Origin of the sequence: Clostridium estertheticum (assembly GCF_026650985.1) — a bacterium.
Lineage (GTDB): Bacteria > Bacillota > Clostridia > Clostridiales > Clostridiaceae > Clostridium_AD > Clostridium_AD estertheticum_C.
In genome coordinates this window covers 2,885,851-2,905,356 of sequence record NZ_CP086239.1, presented here as the reverse complement: position 1 = coordinate 2,905,356, position 19,506 = coordinate 2,885,851, and the positions used below count along the sequence as shown (strand labels likewise).

The window sequence follows — 19,506 nt, the reverse complement described above, 5'->3', positions numbered from 1 at the left end:
ATGAAGTTTTTAGATAAGCAGCAGAGAGATCAAATTGGCTTTTCCTTCGTTATGGATAAGCTGGGGATAATCACTTCTTATGGACTTTGCGAGAGCAAAAATATTAGGCCATTTAAAACCTGCGAAACAAATAAATTAACAAATGAATTAAACAACCTAGAAAATATAATTAAATCCATAAAAACTAATACCTATGAGTATAACAAAATAGGTAGAATATTTTGCATTATGAAAGATATTAGAAATTCTATTAAAAGATGTAATGAAGCTGAATCATTAGATGAAGTTGAATTGTATGAAATTAAATATTTTTCAATATTAGTAACAGAATTAAAAAATATACTGGATAAATTACATCTTAATATTGATGAGATTCATTTGAATTCTCTAGATGAAATTATTTACCTTCTAGATCCACAAAAAAATGGAATATCTACTTTTTATGTTTATGATGAGTATTCTGAAACTTTGAAGTATACTCGCAAGAAGAAAAGACAAAAGGAAAAAGAAATTTTTATGGCGATAACTGAAGAGGAAATAAGTGAATTAAGAAAACAAAGATTAGATTTAGTTATAGAAGAAGAAGAGGAAGAGTTAAGGATTAGAAAAGAGTTAACTCTTCAAATTTCTAAAAAAACAGAAATTATAAAGCAAAATATAAGAGCAATAGGAAGATTAGATTTTTTAATTGCTAAAGCAAATTTAGCATTATCTTATAATGCTTCTCGTCCGAAAATTTGTGAGAAGATGGAGATTGAATTTATTGAAGCGTTTAATCCTGAGGTCAAAGAGATATTAGAAAAAAGTAAGAAGGCATTTACCCCCGTTAGTATAAGTCTGTCTAGAGGTACAACTATTATAACAGGGGCTAATATGGGTGGGAAAAGTGTGACCCTAAAGACTATTGTTTTGAATTTGCTTCTTGGGCAAATGGGCTTTTTCGTATTCGCTAAAAAATCAAAATTCCCAGTCCTTAATTTTATTCATTTTGTATCCGATGATATGCAATCCATTTCCAAAGGGTTAAGTACATTTGGAGCAGAAATAATAAAGCTAAAAGAAGTGGTAGAGTGTGCAGCAAGGGGAAATGGATTTATAGCTTTAGATGAGTTTGCAAGAGGTACTAATCCCAAAGAAGGTTATTATCTTGTGAGAGCTCTTTCAAAATACTTGAATAAATTTGAGTCAATAAGCTTAATCTCAACTCACTATGACGGAGTGGTGAAAGATAACATGGTGCATTATCAAGTAACTGGGCTCAAAAATGTAGATTTAAATGCCCTGAAAAATGAGATAAATCTAAATAAAACTCATTCTGTTGAAATAATACAAGAACATATGGAGTATAAACTAGAAAAAGTCTCAAAAGAAAATAAAGTACCAAAAGATGCGCTTAATATAGCAATATTACTAGGCCTTGATGAAGAGATAGTAGGTATAGCGGAAAGTTTCTATAAAGAGGAGGAGTAAAATGGAAAGCAAATTGAATTTAAATTGGGATCTCGTTGAAAAAGCTAGACAATCAGCTAAAAACATAGCAAAAGATACTCAAGAATTTATTGACATGCATACTACAGTAACAGTAGAAAGAACAGTATGTAGACTTTTAGGTATTGATGGTGTAGATGAAGCGTTCGTGCCAATTCCAAATATTGTAGTAGATAATATTAAAGATGGTAATGGATTAGCACTTGGTGCCGCAATGTTTATCGGAAATGCTATGGTTGAAACTGGCCTTTCACCACAAGAAATAGCAGTAAAAGTATCAAAAGGTGAAATAGATTTAAATAAAATACCTATGCACGAAGAATTTGAGATAAAAATGGCTGTTGGTAAAGTGGCTGAAGCAATGACTTTCAAAATCAAACAAAACAGAGATAAGAGGGAATCATATCTTGAAAGATTTGGCGATAAAAGTGGTCCCTATCTTTATGTAATAGTTGCTACAGGTAATATTTATGAAGATATAATCCAGGCAAGAGCAGCGGCAAAACAAGGTGCAGATATAATAGCAGTAATAAGAAGTACAGGGCAAAGTTTACTTGACTATGTTCCATATGGAGCTACAACAGAAGGTTTCGGAGGAACACTTGCAACTCAAGAGAACTTCAGACTTATGAGAACTGCACTTGATGAGGTGGGAGAAGAATTAGGGAGATATATTAGGATTTGCAATTATTGTTCTGGATTATGTATGCCTGAAATAGCTGCGATGGGAGCAATAGAAAGGTTAGACGTAATGCTAAATGACGCACTATATGGAATTCTTTTTAGAGATATTAATATGCAAAGAACGATAGTTGATCAGTATTTTTCAAGAATAATTAATGGATATGCTGGAGTTATCATAAACACTGGGGAAGATAATTATTTAACTACATCAGATGCAGTAGAAGAGGCTCATACAGTGCTTGCATCACAATTTATAAATGAACAATTTGCATTAGTTGCTGGAATACCAGAAGAACAAATGGGACTCGGGCATGCATTTGAGATAAGTCCAGATGTTGAAAATGGATTTGTATACGAACTAGCACAAGCACAAATGGCAAGAGAAATCTTCCCGAGAGCACCACTTAAATATATGCCACCAACTAAGTTCATGACTGGGAATATATTCAAAGGACAAGTGCAAGATGCATTATTCAACATGGTTACTATTATGACAGGACAAAAACTACATCTTCTTGGAATGCTGACAGAAGCAATCCATACTCCATTTATGTCAGATAGAGCGTTATCAATAGACAATGCTCAATATATATTTAGGACTATGAAGGATTTAGGATCAGAAATTACCTTTAAAAAAGGAGGCATAATGGAAACAAGAGTGGATGAGGTATTAAATAAAGCAGCAGATCTAATTGGAGAGATTGAAAAAGAAGGGTTATTTAGCACATTGCAACAAGGAAAATTTGCCGGAATTAAGAGGCCACTAAATGGTGGAAAGGGACTTGCAGGAGTTGTAGAAAAAGAAAAAGCTTACTTTAATCCATTTGTAGATTTAATGTTAAGGGGGGAGAAGTAATGAGTGGAGGACAATATTCATTAGAGGTTAAAGAATTCAATAAAAACTTAGACCTAACAAAACTTAAACCTTATGGAGATACTATGAATGATGGTAAAGTTCAAGTGAGTTTTACTCTTCCTGTAGAAGATAATGAAAGAGGAGTGGAGGCTGCAATTCAACTTTCAAAATCTATGGGTCTTGTTGATACAAACTGTGCTCACCATGAAGCTTTAGATAAAGAATTTTCTTTTTATGTTATTTATGGTTCATTAATGCATACTGTAAACTATGAAGATGTACATGTTCAAACAGTAGAAGTAGAAATAATGGATATGAAACAAATTGGAGAATATATAAAAGAAAATATTAAACGTGAAGTTGTAATAATTGGAGCTAGTACAGGAACAGACGCTCATACCGTTGGAATCGATGCCATAATGAATATGAAGGGATTTGCAGGACATTATGGTCTTGAAAGGTTTCCGATGATAGAAGCTTATAATTTAGGAAGCCAAGTAGAAAATGAAGAATTTATTAAAAAAGCTATAGAGCTTAAAGCAGATGTTCTTCTGGTTTCTCAAACAGTAACCCAAAAGGATATACACATACAAAACCTTACTAATTTAGTGGAACTATTAGAAGCAGAAGGGATTAGAGATAAAGTTGTGTTAATTTGTGGGGGCCCAAGAATAACTCACGAACTTGCAAAAGAACTTGGGTACGATGCAGGTTTTGGACCAGGTAAATTCGCTGATGACGTAGCAAGTTTTGCTATCACAGAAATGGTCGAGAGAGGTTTAGTTTAGTATGAATATAAAATTTTAAGCATCTTCTTACTACTTTTTTAAGGTTAAGTAGCTATTAAATAAGGGGGTATTTACAATGGGTGAAGTAAAAACAGATGAATTGAAAAGAGGATTAAAGCCGCGTCATCTTCAAATGATTGCCATTGGTGGAGCAATAGGAACAGGTCTATTTTTAGCCTCAGGCGGTACAGTTCAACAAGCAGGTCCCGGAGGAGCATTAGTCGCATATACACTTATAGGTGTAATGGTATATTTCTTAATGACAAGTTTAGGTGAAATGGCCACATTCATGCCAGTTACTGGTTCATTTGAAACATATGCATCAAGATTTGTTGATCCAGCATTTGGGTTTGCGCTAGGTTGGAACTATTGGTACAACTGGGCAATTACTGTTGCAGTTGAAATGGTTGCAGGAGCTATGATTATGAAATATTGGTTTCCAGGTGTACCCGCACTTGTTTGGAGTGTTGGTTTTCTAGTATTACTATTTGGTTTAAATATGCTTTCTGCTAAGGCTTATGGAGAGTCAGAATTTTGGTTTGCAAGTATTAAAGTTGTAGCAGTTCTAGTGTTTCTAGCAGTAGGTGTTGCAATGATCTTTGGAATAATTGGTGACCATCATATTGGACTTTCAAATTTTACATTTTTAGATCCTAAAAGTGGTGCTAAAGGACCATTCCCATTTGGTTTTAAAGGAATATTAATGGTTTTTTTAATTGCTGGATTCTCTTTTCAGGGAACAGAACTCGTTGGTATAGCTGCTGGAGAAAGTGAAGATCCAGAGAAAAATGTACCTAAAGCAATTAAAAGCGTATTTTGGAGAATTATTATATTCTATTTAGGAGCTATATTTATTATCAGCGCATTGATACCGTTTACTCAAGCTGGCGTGACCACAAGTTCTTTCACCGTTATTTTTGAAAGGGCAGGTATTGCAGGAGCTGCAAGTATTATGAATGCTGTAGTTTTAACATCGGTTCTTTCATGTGGTAACTCTGGAATGTACGCGGCTAGCCGTATGTTATATGCAATGGCGAAAGAAGGAAGGGCACCAAAGTCTCTTTGTAAAGTAAATTCGAGAGGGGTTCCTGTAAATGCATTAGTAATTACTACATTAGTGGCCTCGGCATCTTTCTTAGTAGGTTTATATGCACAAGAAACAGTGTATATGTGGTTAGTTGCAGCTTCGGGCTTAGCTGGATTTATAGCATGGGTAGGAATTGCAATATGTCACTATCGTTTTCGTAAAGCATTTGTAGCTCAAGGAAAAGATCTGGCTAAATTAAAATATAAGGCAAAATTATTTCCCTTTGGGCCAATTCTTGCACTAGTATTATGTATAATTGTTATATTAGGGCAAGGAGTAACTTATTTCACAGCGGATTCAATTGATTGGAAAAATATTATTGCTTCTTATATTGGACTACCTTTATTCTTACTTTTATGGTTAGTATATAAGGTAAAGAATAAAACTAAGATTGTTAATCTAAAAGAAGCCGATTTTAGTACGAATCACATTCATGACGAAAAATAATTTAAATAGGTTGCAATAAAAATACTGCACTTAGGGGGATCCTAGTGCAGTATTTTTATTTTTTGATTATTTACCAATTTAATAATAGGTTGGTGTATTTAAATTATAGACAATTTATCAAATTTTATTCACTCTAGTTATTTATAATATAATATTTTTTTAAGCAGAGAATAATTTGCTAGGTTCAAAACATTTTGCTATACTTTGTACATTAAAATAATGTTAGTATATTAGATAATATTACTAATACTATTAAATATTAAATATTAAATTATAACTTGGAATGCAGATTAATTGAATTGTAAGCGTTTAAAAAAAATATTTTATGAGGTGAAAAAATGATAAAAAAATTTCCATTAATAAATGAAAAGTTAAAGCACTTTTATCACGGAGCAGACTATAACCCAGAGCAATGGCTTAAATATCCTGGAATTTTTGAAGAAGATATAAGACTTATGAAACTTGCAAAGTGTAATGTAATGTCTATAGGCATATTTTCGTGGGTTACAATAGAGCCCGAGGAAGGAGTATTTAATTTTAAGTGGCTTGATTATGTTTTGGATAAACTCTATGAAAACGGTATCTATACAATTTTAGCTACTCCAACAGGAGCACGCCCTGCATGGATGGCAGCTAAGTATACGCAGGTTCTAAGAGTAGGAGCAAATCGAGTTAGAAATCTTTATGGTCAAAGACATAATCACTGTTTTACATCTCCAGTTTATAGGGAAAAGACACAAATAATAAATAGAAAATTGGCAGAGAGATATTCAAATCATCCTGGAATAGTCGCTTGGCATATTTCTAATGAATATGGTGGGGATTGTCATTGTGATTTATGTCAGGATGCTTTTAGAACTTGGCTTAAAAATAAATATACATCTCTTGATAATTTGAATGATGCTTGGTGGACTACCTTTTGGAGTCATACTTACACGAATTGGTCTCAAATAGAGTCGCCAGCTCCTCATGGGGAAGCAGGTGTACATGGATTAAGCCTAGATTGGAAGAGATTCGTCACAGACCAAACGGTTGATTTTTGCAAACAAGAAATAAAACCTTTAAAAGAAATAAATCCTAAGTTGCCAGTTGTAGCGAATCTTATGGAACTATTTGATGGATTAAATTATTGGAAGTTTACAGAGGTGCTGGACATAGTTTCGTGGGATAATTATCCAAAATGGCATGAAAATGTAGATGAATCTTCTTTAGCTTCTAAGATTTCTATGAATCATGATATATTTAGAAGCTTAATGGGTGGTAAACCATTTATGTTAATGGAGAGTACTCCAAGTGGTACAAATTGGCAGGCTACTAGTAAGCTTAAAAAGCCTGGGATGCATCTGCTTTCGTCTCTTCAGGCTGTTGCTCACGGATCAGATACAGTGCAGTACTTTCAATGGAGAAAAAGCAGAGGATCAAGTGAAAAATTTCATGGAGCAGTAGTTGATCATTGTGGTCATGAAAATACTAGAGTATTTAAAGATGTTACGCAGGTGGGTACGGTTCTTGAAAAATTAGATGAAATTTTAGGCACTAGCGTACAACCAGAAGTTGCTATAATATTTGATTGGGAAAATAGGTGGGCTATAAATGATTCACAAGGTCCAAGAAATTGTGGAATCAAGTATGAAGACACTGTATACGCGCAGTATAAACCATTTTGGGAAAGTGGCGTGCCAGTTGATATAATTGATATGGAATGTGATTTTTCTAGTTACAAATTGCTTGTAGCACCTATGCTTTACATGGTAAAACCGGGTGTAGGAGAAAGAATTGAAGCATTTGTAAAAAATGGGGGAACGTTTGTAGCAACCTATTGGTCTGGCATAGTAAATGAAAATGATCTATGTTTCCTTGGTGGTTTCCCAGGACCTCTTAGAAAGATCCTCGGAATATGGTCTGAAGAGATAGAGAGTCTTTATGATGGTGAAGTAAATAATATAATATTCGATAATAACAATAAGTTAGGGCTAAAAGGTGAATATGAAACTGTAGAGTTAATTGACTTGATACATGCTGAAGGTGCACAGGTACTAGCCACTTATAAATCAGACTTCTTTGCTGGGAGACCTGCTCTTACAGTTAATAAATATGGAAACGGCTCAGCTTACTACATTGCATCGAGAAACAAAGATGATTTCAATGAGTTATTCTATGGTGATTTAATAAAGAGACTTGGGATTAAACAAACAATTAAGACAAAGTTACCACAGGGAGTTACAGCGCAATTACGAACTGATGGTGAGAATGACTTTATATTCTTAATGAACTTTAATAATTGTAATGAAAAAGTCTCTTTAGATGAAAATTTATATGAAGATATACTTTCTGAAAATAAAATAGAAGGAGAAATTAACTTAACGCCATATGGTTTTAAAATTATGAAGAGAAAATCTTTGATATAAAATAATAGATAAAACACAGGACTCGCGTGAATCCTGTGTTTTATTTTTTTATGAATTATAATACAAAACCATCTTCATGCACGGTAGCTGGAATTTTAATTTCTACTGTAGTGCCATGGCCGTACTGGCTTTTAAAAGTTAAGCCGTAACCTTCACCATAAGAGAGCTTTAACCTCTTATCGATATTCTTAAGACCATAACCACTTCCGGTTTTGCTGCTTATATCATCTGTTAAGATTTTATCTATTTTATCCTCAGGTATGCCGATACCGTCATCTTTTACATATAGAGTTATATCATTATTTTCTAATTTACCACTAATTATTATCTCTCCGCATACATTACCACGGCCAAGAATGCCGTGTGAAATAGAATTTTCTAAAATGGGTTGTAGTGTTATTTTTAAAATACTATAATGATAAATATCTTCAGGTAAATCTATTGTTAACTTTATTCTGTCTGAGTACCTCATATTTTGAATATCAACATAAAGGGAGGCATGTGTTAATTCATCTTTAATCGAAACTTTAGATTTACCTTTATTTAAACTTATCTTATAAAAACCTGCGAGGCTCTTAACAGCACTACTGATTTCTTTATTCATATCCTTGAAAGCCATCCAATTTATCATATCCAAAGTATTATACAAAAAGTGTGGATTTATCTGTGCTTGAAGGGCTTTTAATTCTGCATTTTTAACTTCCTTGCCAGATTTATACTGTTCATCAATAAGTATTACCATCTTAGTAATCATAAAATTGTAATTATCTATGAGCTCACCGATTTCATCAGAACTTGAATCTTTAATATAAGTTTCAAGGCTGCCCTTATGAACTTGTCTCATAGCCTTATTAAGTTTTGTAATTCTTCTAGTTATTGAATTTGAAAAGTAGTATGCAAGAGTAAAAGCTATTGTTCCAAGTATACTTAATAACAAAATCAAGGTATTTCTTATAAATTTAATTTTAACAAGAATACTATCATAAGGTATAATTGTCGTCATATACCAATCTGTATTATTTATTAATGAGCTTTTCAAAAGGCATTTATTATTATTTATAGTAAGCTTTTGAAAATTTTGTGTATTTGATGAAAGGCTGGTGGCTAAAGTATTGTTAAGATTATATTTAGCAATTAAAGAGTCATCTGTAGAGGATACAATTACCCCTTTGGAATTTTGTATATATGTAAAGCTACCATCTACAGAATTTGTCTTTTTTATAATATCGTCAACCATTGATTTTTTAAAATCTACACGAAGAAACCCAATATCCTTGGAAAAGTCATTTGGATTTTTTATAGCAGATACAAGGGAAAGTTCCTTAGGAGAGCTAGTAGGTTTATCGTCAAGATAGGAACTAGGACACCATAGATTTCTTGTGTTATTTTCCTTAAATATAGTAAGCCATTTAGAATTCTTGGCCTTATTAAGGCTAAACATATTATAGTCTTCATTGGAATAAAGAAAATCGTTATTTACATAGAGTTTTAAATTACTTATATCAATATCGTTCTCATAAGAACTAAGATATTTGCGCAGAAAAAACATATCTTTAATTTGTTCATTGATAGGATATGTATTAGGGGATTTACCAAGGATAGTAATTAAATTACTATCAATTGTTGTAATATTATTATCATTAGAAATTATATCTGAAACATCATTAACTCTATATAATTTATATGATAAAAAAGAATATGTTTGCTCAAAAGCTTGTTTTGTTGCAGAGGTAATATAGGTTTCTAAAATGGTAGAAACCGTTTTGTATGTTATAGAAGATAAAAGAATTAATGGAATTATTATTAGCATGAAATAAGATAACAGAAATTTTTGCATAAGTTTTAGATTTGAAAATTTTATTTTTCTCATCACAAAAATTTCTTCTTATATTCAGAGGGCGTTAAACCTGTTTCTTTTTTGAATATTTTTGAAAAATAATTTCCATCACCATAGCCTACTTTAGTTGTTATATCAATAATTTTCATGTGAGGGTCTTTCAAAAGATCTTTTGCTTTATTAATTCTGAACTTGGTAATATAACTGTTTATAGTTGTTCCAGTTTCTTCTTTAAATATTGAGCACATGTATGCGGTGGATAAATAAGTTTTATTACTAATATTTTGTAAGGACAAATCTACATCTGAGTAATTATCGTGTATATATTTTAGGATAGATGAAACTGGGTTTATATTCGAATTTTTTTCTTCAACAGCGTCAAAAATAGTATGTATTTTTTCTATCATATAACTTTTGATATCAATAAGAGTGTAAGAATTCGCAAGATATTCAAAAGGGCTTTTATTATCCAAATCATTTTGATTTATGATTAAGTTTCTGTCATATGAAAACTTTAATAATTGATGTAGAAGTCTATAATAAACATCCTTTGTATAATTTATTGGAGTGGAAGCACTCCCTTTTATTTCAGAAGTAAGCCTATTAATTAGAAGAATGCTGTTTTGTTTATCTTCATTTAATAGATTTTCCGTGAAATTTTCAATAAGATTTTCATCTAAGTTGTAAACAAGGAGGCTAATTTTATCATAATAGATTACAGAATTATAATCATAAAAAAAAGCTTTACTCAAGGCATCCACAGCGGAATTGTAGGAAACCGGTATATTTGTAATTCCTATAACTTTTTTACCTTGGCATATAAAAAAAGTTGTGAAGCTCTTTAGATATTCAGATATTAGGTTATATATATTTTCTAATATTGTATTAATAGATAAAGGGTTTATGTCAGTAGGAAAGTATAAGTGCATAAGTATAAGATCATCTTCTTTATAACATAGAATACAATTGAAATTAGATTTAACTACTATTCTTTTCAGCTCAAGGAGAACGGCCGCCTCTATAATTTTGTCCTTATTTAAAATATTAATCAAAATGGTAATGAAACTAGTCCCTGTAAGTTTACTTTCAGGAATTACATCTATATATTTACCTAAATTATAAAAATCAGCATTTTTTTGAATAAGTTTAAGCGCAATATCATTTTTAATATTCAAAGTATTTTCTGTTTCTTTTAGTTTAAGTGTTATTGCATTTTTAATTGCGGATTGAAGTTCTTCAATATCTATAGGTTTTTCAACGTAACTAACGGCTTTAAGCTCAATAGCTGATTTTAGATACTGTTTATCCGAATAGCCACTCAAAAATATAATCTCACAGGTAGGGTAGGTTTTTCTAAGTTCAAAAGACAATTCTACTCCATTCATTCTAGGCATTTTTACATCAGTTAATAAAATATCAGGTCCAAACTTTTCTGCGACTTCAAGAGCATTTATACCATCATAGGCTTGCTCTATTTCAATAGGACCTAGTTTAGCCCAGGGAATTTCAGCAATTATTCCTTCTCTTGTGAAAATTTCATCATCAACTATTAATACCTTAATCATCTTAAACCTCCTAATAACAAAATTTTCAAAGTAACGATTACATAGTAAGTATATAGTTAAATGACGTTATAATCAAATCACTCCATATAAATATGATTTTACTAATATCGTAAAAAATTGCTAATAAATTCTAAACTTGAAGATGATATACTCATGTCATAGTAATGAAAACGTTTATAAGTTGAAAGGATGATGATTATAATGGAAAATACAAGCTTCCTACATAAAGTTAAAAAAAATAAAACTTTATTGTTAATGCTTCTACCAGCGGTACTTTTTTTCTTTATATTTAGCTATCTTCCGATTGCGGGAATAGTTGTTGCATTTAAGAGTTACAACTTTAAGGGAGGAATATTTGGAAGTCCCTGGGTTGGTCTTGATAATTTTAAGTTTTTCTTTATGTCAGGGCAAGCGTTTATAGTAACTCGTAATACAGTTTTATATAATTTGGCATTTATATTTGTTAATACAGTACTTCAAATTGCAATGGCTATATTTTTATCAGAGATAAAAAACAAATATTTTAAAAAGATAACTCAATCACTTATGTTTCTACCATATTTTATATCTTGGGTTATAGTGGGGGTTATATCATATAACATATTTAGTTTTGAGCATGGGACATTTAATTCTGTACTTAAATTCTTTCATGTTGCAGCAATAGATATGTATTCAAAACCACTTGCATGGGTTGTCATTATAATTATATTTTGTGCATGGCAAGGGCTTGGATATGGTACTGTACTTTATTTAGCAGCAATAATGGGTATTGATACAGAAATTTATGAAGCAGCAGAAATAGATGGAGCAAATATATTTGAGCGTATTAGATATATTACACTTCCGTCGCTCGTTCCAACAATAACAATACTTACACTACTTGCGGTTGGTACTATATTTAGAGGAAACTTTGATATGTTCTATCAAATCATTGGAAATAATGGTACGCTTTTCAATGCCACTGATGTTATTGATACATTTACAGTTAGGGCATTACTTCAAACTAACGAAGTTGGTATGGCAGCCGCTGCAGGCCTTTATCAGTCAGTATTTTGTTTCATAACAATAATGGTAGTAAATACTGCAGTTAAAAAACATGATGAGGATAATGCATTATTTTAGAATGGAGGGGTAGGAATATGAAGAAATTATCAAAGGATAGAGCAGTATTTAATATAATAGCTTATGTTGTTATAATAATTATGACATTGTTTTGTATAATTCCATTAATAATTGTAATTTCAGGCTCATTTACATCTGAGTCATATATATTAAAACATGGCTTTAGCTTAATACCAAAGGAGTTTACAACTTCAGCCTATGCACTCGCTTTTAAGGAACCTATGGTAGTACTTAAAGCATATGGTGTTACTATATTTATAACAATTGTTGGAACATTTGTTGGGCTACTTGTAACGGCGATGACAGCATATGTACTTACAAGGAAGGATTTCGAATGGAGAAATAAATTTTCTTTCTACTTTTATTTTACCACTTTATTTACAGGTGGACTTGTACCATGGTATATATTAATGGTTAGATATTTAGGTATGAAGGATAATTATTTGGCACTTATACTCCCATTACTTTTAAGTGTTTTTAATATATTGATAATGAAGAGTTATATGAGTAGCATACCGGATGCAATATCTGAGTCTGCAAAAATTGATGGCGCTGGAGATTTTACTATATTTATTAAACTAATATTACCATTATCTAAACCAGCCCTTGCTACTGTGGGTTTGTTTATTGCTTTAAGATATTGGAATGATTGGTATAATGCAATGTTATTTATTCAAAATGACAAAATGTATAGTCTTCAATATTTTCTTTATAAAATAGTTAATAATATTGATGCTTACAAAAACATATTAGCAACTTCAGGAGGAAGTGTTAATGTTAAAATGGACTTGCCAAGTGAGTCTTTAAAGATGGCACTTACAGTTATAGTTACAGGGCCGATAATATTCTTGTATCCATTTGTTCAAAAATATTTTGTACAAGGACTTACAATAGGTGCAGTTAAGGGGTAATACCCGTTAATTAAATATATAGTACATTATGAGGGGGAAAATTAGTTATGAATAAATTTATGAAAAAGTTCGGGGTTACATTTTTAGTAGCTGGTATCATTATGTCATCACTTTCGGGTTGTTCAACAAGTAAAAATACAACTTCGACTAAAGCAACTGCTGATACAAAAGATGCGGTGAAGCTTAAAATGTATATTCTAGGAGATAAGCCAAAAGATGCCGATGCTGTTTATGGTAAAATGAATGAGATTTTGAAGAAAAAAATTAACGCAACCATTGATGTTAATTTCATATCTTGGGGAGATCAAGCTACAAAATATCCATTGTTATTCTCGTCAGGGGAAGATTTTGATTTGATTTTTACAGCAACAGGATGGTGTTATTATAACCAAATGGCTACTAGAAATGGATTTCTTGAGTTAACACCTGAACTACTCCAAAAATATGCGCCTCAAAGCGTTAAAAACGAACCTAAACTTGCATGGGAACAAGCTAAGGTTAATAAAAAAATATATATGATTCCTAATGACCAAGATGAGTATGCATATTCAGTTGTAGGTATTAGAGGGGATTTAAGAGAAAAATATCATATACCTGCAATTACAAGTCAGGCAGGTCTCGAAAAATATTATGAGACTATAGCAAAAAATGAAAAAGATATAGTTCCTATAATCAATGGCGGAGGACAAAATCTTCAATTTCCTTTAGAGCTTCAGGCAAATGGTTTTACTGGAGTAATGGGAACATATGGTTCTGACCCTATTTTAGGATATAAAATGAATGATACTACTGGAAAAATATTTTCTATAATTGATACACCGGAATATAAAGACTATGCTGTAAAAATGAAAAAATATGCAGACAGTGGTTATTGGTCTAAGAGTTCTATTTCTAGTAAAGAAACAAGAGATGATGGATTTAAAGCTGGAAAGTCAGCATCAATGATTTGGAATATTGGATCAGTTGCAAATGATCTTAAAATAATGAATGCAGCTCATCCTGAGTGGAAAGTAGAAATAGCAGATATATTACCAGGAAGCAAAAAATTTGCTAATCCTTACACTAATAATGGTATGGCTATAAATGCAAATTCAAAAAATTCTGAGAGAGCATTAATGGCATTAGACCTTTTAAGATACGATAAAGATTTAAATGACATAAGTTTTAACGGAATAAAAGGTACTCATTGGGATGCGGTTGGTGATAAAGAATTCAAAACTTTAGGTGCCACAGCTAATTTCCCAGCAGGAAACGTTTGCCCATGGGGATGGCATACATCTATAACTCGTACAGATGTTGCTAGACCAAAGATAGTACCAGAAACTATTGCTAAATGGCAAAAAGATGATACTATTCATAATCCTTTAGAAACATTTACATTTGATGATAGTCTTGTGAAAAATGAAATGGCAGCAATAAACACTGTAGTTACTCAATACGGCCTTCCTCTTCATCTTGGAATAATAGCAGATCCAGCTAAGGGCGTTGAAATTTACAGTCAAAAATTAAAAGCTGCAGGATTAGATAAGGTAATGAAAGCAGTTCAGGAGCAAGCAGATAAATTTATTAAATCTAAAAAATAAACTATAAATATTATTCCACAATTGCATAAATTTACTTAATTAATACCATACTTCATTATTAGTACTATAAGATGAAGTATGGTATTTTTAATAAATTTATGAAAAATTTTAAAAAATATAAAAATAGTTAGTTATAGTATAAGAGGGTATAAATGGAGGGAATATTAATGTTTAAAAATAGGTTTAAGAGTGTTTTATCAAAAGTTTTATGCACAACACTTGTTTTGGGGATAATTAGTAATTTCCATGCAATTATGAAGGTACAAGCGGAAATGTCCAGTACTAGTACATTTGCAAAAGGTGCAGACGTAGGCTGGCTCTCACAGATGGAGGCTACGAACTATATATTTAAAGATAAAGATGGAAATGTAAAGGATTGCTTATCTATTTTAAAAGATTATGGAATTGATTCAATTAGGCTAAGAACCTGGGTTAATCCCTCAGATAGTAAAACCGATGGTCATTGCAGTACATCTGAGGTAGTTGCCATGGCGGTTAAGGCAAAAGCCATGGGCTTTAGAATAATGATAGACTTTCATTACAGTGATACTTGGGCAGATCCAGGAAAACAAGTAAAACCATTAGCCTGGAAAGATCACGATTTTGGCGTCTTAAAGACTGATGTATATGACTATACATTAGGAGTTATGAACGCATTAAAAATTGCTGGTGTTACACCAGAATGGGTTCAGGTAGGAAATGAAACTAATCCTGGTATGATGCTTCCAGATGGAAGTATAAAGGATTATAGTAAATTAGCTCAGTTGATAAATAGGGGATATGATGCTGTTAAGGATATAAGTAATAATACAAAAGTTATTATACATATAGCTGATGGATATGATAATGTGAATTTTAGAAAGTATTTTGATGGTCTCAAAGCTAATAATGCTAAATATGACATAATCGGAATGTCCTATTATCCATATTGGGCAGGAATGGATTATACTTCAAACATAGACGCATTGGGAAATAATTTAAATGATATGGCAGCAAGATACAGTAAAGAAGTGATGGTAGTTGAGGTAGGTGGATTAGATACGGAACCTATAAATACTTACAATATGCTTGTAGCTGTTCAGGATAAAGTAAAAGCAGTTCCTAACAATAGGGGAACTGGAGTATTTTACTGGGAACCAGAAGGCGCAAAAAGCTGGAGTGGATATGCATTGAGTGCCTGGGGCTCAGATGGAAAACCGACAAAGGCTATGGAAGCTTTTATACCTGGTGCAATTGAATATAACCCATTCCCAGTTAAACAAGTAACCCTTGACAAAACAAGCACTGCTGTTGAAGTAGGTGATACTGTAGCTTTAAAGGTTACTATAACACCAATAAATGCAACAATTACGGGTGTTAAATATGCGACTTCAGATTCAACCATTGCAAAAATAGATTCTTCAAATGGAATTATTACAGGGGTTAAGGCGGGAACCGCAACTATTACCGTAACAACTCTAGATGGGAATAAGACTGCAACATGCGAGGTAATCGTTACCAAAAATACTAAGTTAATAAATAATTATGGTTTTGAGTTAGGTTTAAATGACTGGACAGTGACCGGTGATGTAGCAGCATTGGATCTAGAGAAGGATTCACACTCTGGGAATAGTGCATTACATTATAATGATACCATAAAGGATTTTACTGTTTCTCAAACTATTACAGGCTTAGCTAATGGATCATATGAATTGTCTGCTTGGGTTTCGGGTAGTGGTGGTGAAACAACTTCACAAATTTATGCGCAGACATCAGATAAAACCACATTAACAACTAATTTTACAAATTCGGGTTGGCGTGTGTGGACAAAACCTACAATTAATAATATTAAGGTAACAGATGGAACTCTAACAATAGGTGCAAAGTATGTAGCTACGGGAGGACAGTGGGGTAATATTGATGAATTTAAATTAATTAAGAATAATGATATCTCGCTTAATGATTTAAATATAGATTTAATAAAAATAGTAAATTTTGTTAAATACGCAATTTTTATTTTAGTATAAGTATATTAAGTTAATGGCATTATAATATAGAATAATTATTAAAGGAGATGTTTTTTATGAGCCAAAATAAATCCATAGCTGAAAGCAATCAAAATATTATACCTAATAGTGATAATAGTCTGAGTAAAAATATGAGCATAAAACAAAAGGACCAAAGTCTTGTTGCTAATAGCTTAGATAGTAAAAATGCTAACAATGGATATAAGGTTAATGGAAATGCTAGCGTCCAAGCTGCGAATGAAGGGACTAGAAACAAAAACTAAATTAATTAAAAACATTTAAATTTTAAAACACAGTAGATATATATTTTTTATCTACTGTGTTTTATATATATATTTGGATGATGGTTTGTAGATAGTAGAAGACTATGATAGTATATAAACGAATGGGAAACTAACGTATCTTCTGCGAAGATGTTGCAGCACCGCAGGAGATGATTTAACAATGAAATCTAGAAGGAATTATATGCTAGAAACAATAACGAATGGAGGAAATGAAATTATGGCTGATTTGCCAAATTGCCCAAAATGTAATTCAGAATACACATACGAGGATAGAAGTCTTTTTGTTTGCCCGGAATGTGCAAATGAGTGGACTTTAGGATCAGAAATTGAAAATAGTGAAGAGAAAAAAATTATTAAAGATGCAAATGGAAATGTATTAAACAATGGTGATTCTGTAACACTAATTAAAGATCTTAAAGTAAAGGGAAGTCCAACATCCTTAAAAAAAGGTACAAAAGTAAAAAACATTCGTTTGGTTGATGGAGATCACAATATTGATTGTAAAATTGATGGTTTTGGAGCTATGGAATTAAAATCTGAATTTGTTAAAAAAATATAGGTAATATTTTATAAACAAAAAAATAGATGGAGATGATTTAATTGGTTGATTTAGCACTTCTAGGATGTGGAGGAGGGATGCCAATTCCAGAAAGATATTTATCTTCACTCCTCATAAGTTATAAAGGAAGAAAAATATTAATGGACTGTGGAGAAGGCACTCAGGTATCTATGAAAATACTTGGGTGGGGATTTAAATCAATAGATGTGATTTGTTTAACTCATGGACATGCAGATCATATTGTTGGACTTCCAGGTTTGCTTTTAACAATTGGTAACAGTGGCAGAACGCTTCCAATTACTATAATTGGGCCTATAGGTATTACAGCTATTATTAAAGGGTTAATGGTTATAGCCCCTTATCTTCCTTATGAAATTAATATCTTAGAAAATCCACAAGAACCCGTGAAGATAAAAGCTTCATTAGATCCTACAAAGGCTACAGTAGGAGAATTTAATGACTTGATAATTTCAACACTGGAACTTGAGCATTCAACTAATTGTTTAGGTTACAGCCTCTATTTTAATAGAAAACCAAAGTTTGATGTCAAAAGTGCAATTGAAAATGAAATACCAAAGGAATTTTGGAATAGACTCCAGAAAAATGAGATTATAACGGACCATGGAAAAACATATTTTCCAAAGTTGGTTTTTGGAGCTGAAAGAGTAGGAATAAAGATTAGTTTTATAACAGATACAAGACCAATTTCTAAAATAAAAGCATTTATTAATGGAAGTGACTTGTTTGTATGTGAGGGAACTTATGGTGATGAAAACGATATTGAAAAAGCTACACGAAATAAACACATGACTTTTTGCGAGGCAGCAAAGCTTGCTGTAGATGGAGAAGTACAAGAACTTTTATTAACACATTTTAGTCCTTCAATGCTGAGCCCAGAAGAGTATAAAGATAGAGCGGAAGTCATTTTTAAAAATACTTTTATTGGTACGGATAGAAAAGTGCAGTCGCTTTCTTTTAAGGATTAGAAAAATAATTATCTATAAAACCACTACTTATGGGAGTAGTGGTTTTTGATATTTCCTAGGAAATTTAAAGGGTAATTGTAGAATGATATTGAAGTATGTAATCAGAGTGTTTTGCTAAAAAATGTGATAAGATAGTAAAATTAAATTTTTAGGGTTATTTAAGACAATATTTGAATACTATAAATAGGAGCGTAAATTAAGAACGATTAGTTAAATTATTAAGGGGAGGGTAAAAACATGCCGCAACAAAGTAGCGATTTAAAACGTAGGGCAATGCAGCAGTTAAATGGTAAATGGCTTCAAGCTGGGATCGTGTGTTTTATTGCTTGGTTAGTTACAATGTCATTTTCAGGGGGGAATGTTGTACATTCCTTTCAAAATGTTTGGCAGAATGAAGAATTGGTTAGAGTTCCAATGACGTACTCATCCAATGGCTTTGGTAGTTTGGTAAGTTTTGTTTTGTCTGGACCAATAACTCTTGGTGTATCAGCTTATTTTCTTAAGCTTATACGGAATGAGGGGCCAGTTATTGAAAATATGTTTAGTGGTTTTAAATTTTTTGTGAAATCATTTGTTCTAAATTTTCTTATTGGGCTTTTCACAATTTTATGGACTTTGCTTCTTATCATTCCAGGAATTATTGCTTCGCTAGGATATTCAATGTCATACTATATTATGATGGATAATCCTGAACTAAGTGCCTCAGAATCATTAGACCGAAGTAAACGCATGATGGTTGGCTTCAAATTTAAACTGTTTAGTTTATGGTGTAGTTATATAGGCTGGTTCATATTAGGAATAATAACTTTTGGTATAGGATTTTTATGGATTAATCCTTACTATGAAGCTGCTAAAGCTAACTTTTACCAGGATATAAGATTTAATATAATCTAAA

15 protein-coding genes are annotated in these 19,506 nt (G+C 31.9%); 13 read left to right on the top strand and 2 right to left on the bottom strand.

The window, feature by feature from the left end; translation table 11 throughout:
• The 5 genes from LL038_RS13850 to LL038_RS13830 all read left to right on the top strand — a co-directional run bounded on the left by LL038_RS13850 (position 1) and on the right by LL038_RS13830 (position 7,758).
• Positions 1 to 1,470, top strand: coding sequence for a MutS-related protein (locus LL038_RS13850; RefSeq protein WP_216121921.1), 1,470 nt, complete (start codon positions 1 to 3; stop codon positions 1,468 to 1,470).
• A 1-nt stretch (position 1,471) separates the two neighbouring features.
• A complete protein-coding gene (locus tag LL038_RS13845; RefSeq protein ID WP_216121919.1) occupies positions 1,472 to 3,028 on the top strand; it encodes a lysine 5,6-aminomutase subunit alpha in 1,557 nt (518 codons plus the stop codon).
• A complete protein-coding gene (locus LL038_RS13840; protein ID WP_216121917.1) occupies positions 3,028 to 3,816 on the top strand; it encodes a cobalamin B12-binding domain-containing protein in 789 nt (262 codons plus the stop codon). The genes LL038_RS13845 and LL038_RS13840 overlap by 1 nt, the downstream gene beginning before the upstream one ends.
• 76 nt (positions 3,817 to 3,892) lie before the next feature.
• Positions 3,893 to 5,350, top strand: coding sequence for an amino acid permease (locus LL038_RS13835; protein WP_253199988.1), 1,458 nt, complete (start codon positions 3,893 to 3,895; stop codon positions 5,348 to 5,350).
• Positions 5,351 to 5,688: 338 nt separating this feature from the next.
• Entirely contained in the window at positions 5,689 to 7,758 is a 2,070-nt protein-coding gene (locus LL038_RS13830; RefSeq protein WP_216121915.1) for a beta-galactosidase, read from the top strand.
• A gap of 55 nt (positions 7,759 to 7,813) precedes the next feature.
• On the opposite strand, the gene LL038_RS13825 is transcribed toward LL038_RS13830, so the two are convergent.
• Both LL038_RS13825 and LL038_RS13820 read right to left on the bottom strand, forming a co-directional pair.
• Positions 7,814 to 9,628, bottom strand: a complete 1,815-nt coding sequence (locus tag LL038_RS13825) for a sensor histidine kinase (protein ID WP_253200232.1) — start codon at positions 9,626 to 9,628, stop codon at positions 7,814 to 7,816.
• The gene (locus tag LL038_RS13820) at positions 9,628 to 11,160 is read right to left on the bottom strand and encodes a response regulator transcription factor (protein WP_216121911.1); all 1,533 of its coding nucleotides are present in this window, start codon (positions 11,158 to 11,160) and stop codon (positions 9,628 to 9,630) included. The genes LL038_RS13825 and LL038_RS13820 overlap by 1 nt, the downstream gene beginning before the upstream one ends.
• Before the next feature lie 201 nt (positions 11,161 to 11,361).
• Between LL038_RS13820 and LL038_RS13815 the strand changes: the two genes are divergently transcribed.
• The 8 genes from LL038_RS13815 to LL038_RS13780 all read left to right on the top strand — a co-directional run bounded on the left by LL038_RS13815 (position 11,362) and on the right by LL038_RS13780 (position 19,505).
• Positions 11,362 to 12,282: an ABC transporter permease gene (locus LL038_RS13815; RefSeq protein ID WP_226135710.1), complete on the top strand. Its 921-nt coding sequence runs from the start codon at positions 11,362 to 11,364 to the stop codon at positions 12,280 to 12,282.
• A 17-nt stretch (positions 12,283 to 12,299) separates the two neighbouring features.
• A complete protein-coding gene (locus tag LL038_RS13810; RefSeq protein WP_216121908.1) occupies positions 12,300 to 13,193 on the top strand; it encodes a carbohydrate ABC transporter permease in 894 nt (297 codons plus the stop codon).
• 47 nt (positions 13,194 to 13,240) lie between these two features.
• Positions 13,241 to 14,776: an ABC transporter substrate-binding protein gene (locus tag LL038_RS13805; protein ID WP_216121906.1), complete on the top strand. Its 1,536-nt coding sequence runs from the start codon at positions 13,241 to 13,243 to the stop codon at positions 14,774 to 14,776.
• Positions 14,777 to 14,943: 167 nt separating this feature from the next.
• Positions 14,944 to 16,782 carry a glycosyl hydrolase 53 family protein gene (locus tag LL038_RS13800; protein ID WP_253199990.1) on the top strand — a complete coding sequence of 613 codons (1,839 nt, stop codon included), beginning with the start codon at positions 14,944 to 14,946 and terminating at the stop codon, positions 16,780 to 16,782.
• Between the two features lie 56 nt (positions 16,783 to 16,838).
• Positions 16,839 to 17,045: a hypothetical protein gene (locus LL038_RS13795; protein WP_171298133.1), complete on the top strand. Its 207-nt coding sequence runs from the start codon at positions 16,839 to 16,841 to the stop codon at positions 17,043 to 17,045.
• Positions 17,046 to 17,283: 238 nt separating this feature from the next.
• Positions 17,284 to 17,625 carry a zinc ribbon domain-containing protein YjdM gene (locus LL038_RS13790; protein WP_216122158.1) on the top strand — a complete coding sequence of 114 codons (342 nt, stop codon included), beginning with the start codon at positions 17,284 to 17,286 and terminating at the stop codon, positions 17,623 to 17,625.
• Between the two features lie 41 nt (positions 17,626 to 17,666).
• A complete protein-coding gene (locus LL038_RS13785; RefSeq protein WP_216121902.1) occupies positions 17,667 to 18,611 on the top strand; it encodes a ribonuclease Z in 945 nt (314 codons plus the stop codon).
• Positions 18,612 to 18,848: 237 nt separating this feature from the next.
• Positions 18,849 to 19,505 carry a DUF975 family protein gene (locus LL038_RS13780; RefSeq protein WP_216121900.1) on the top strand — a complete coding sequence of 219 codons (657 nt, stop codon included), beginning with the start codon at positions 18,849 to 18,851 and terminating at the stop codon, positions 19,503 to 19,505.
• Position 19,506 lies beyond the last annotated feature (1 nt).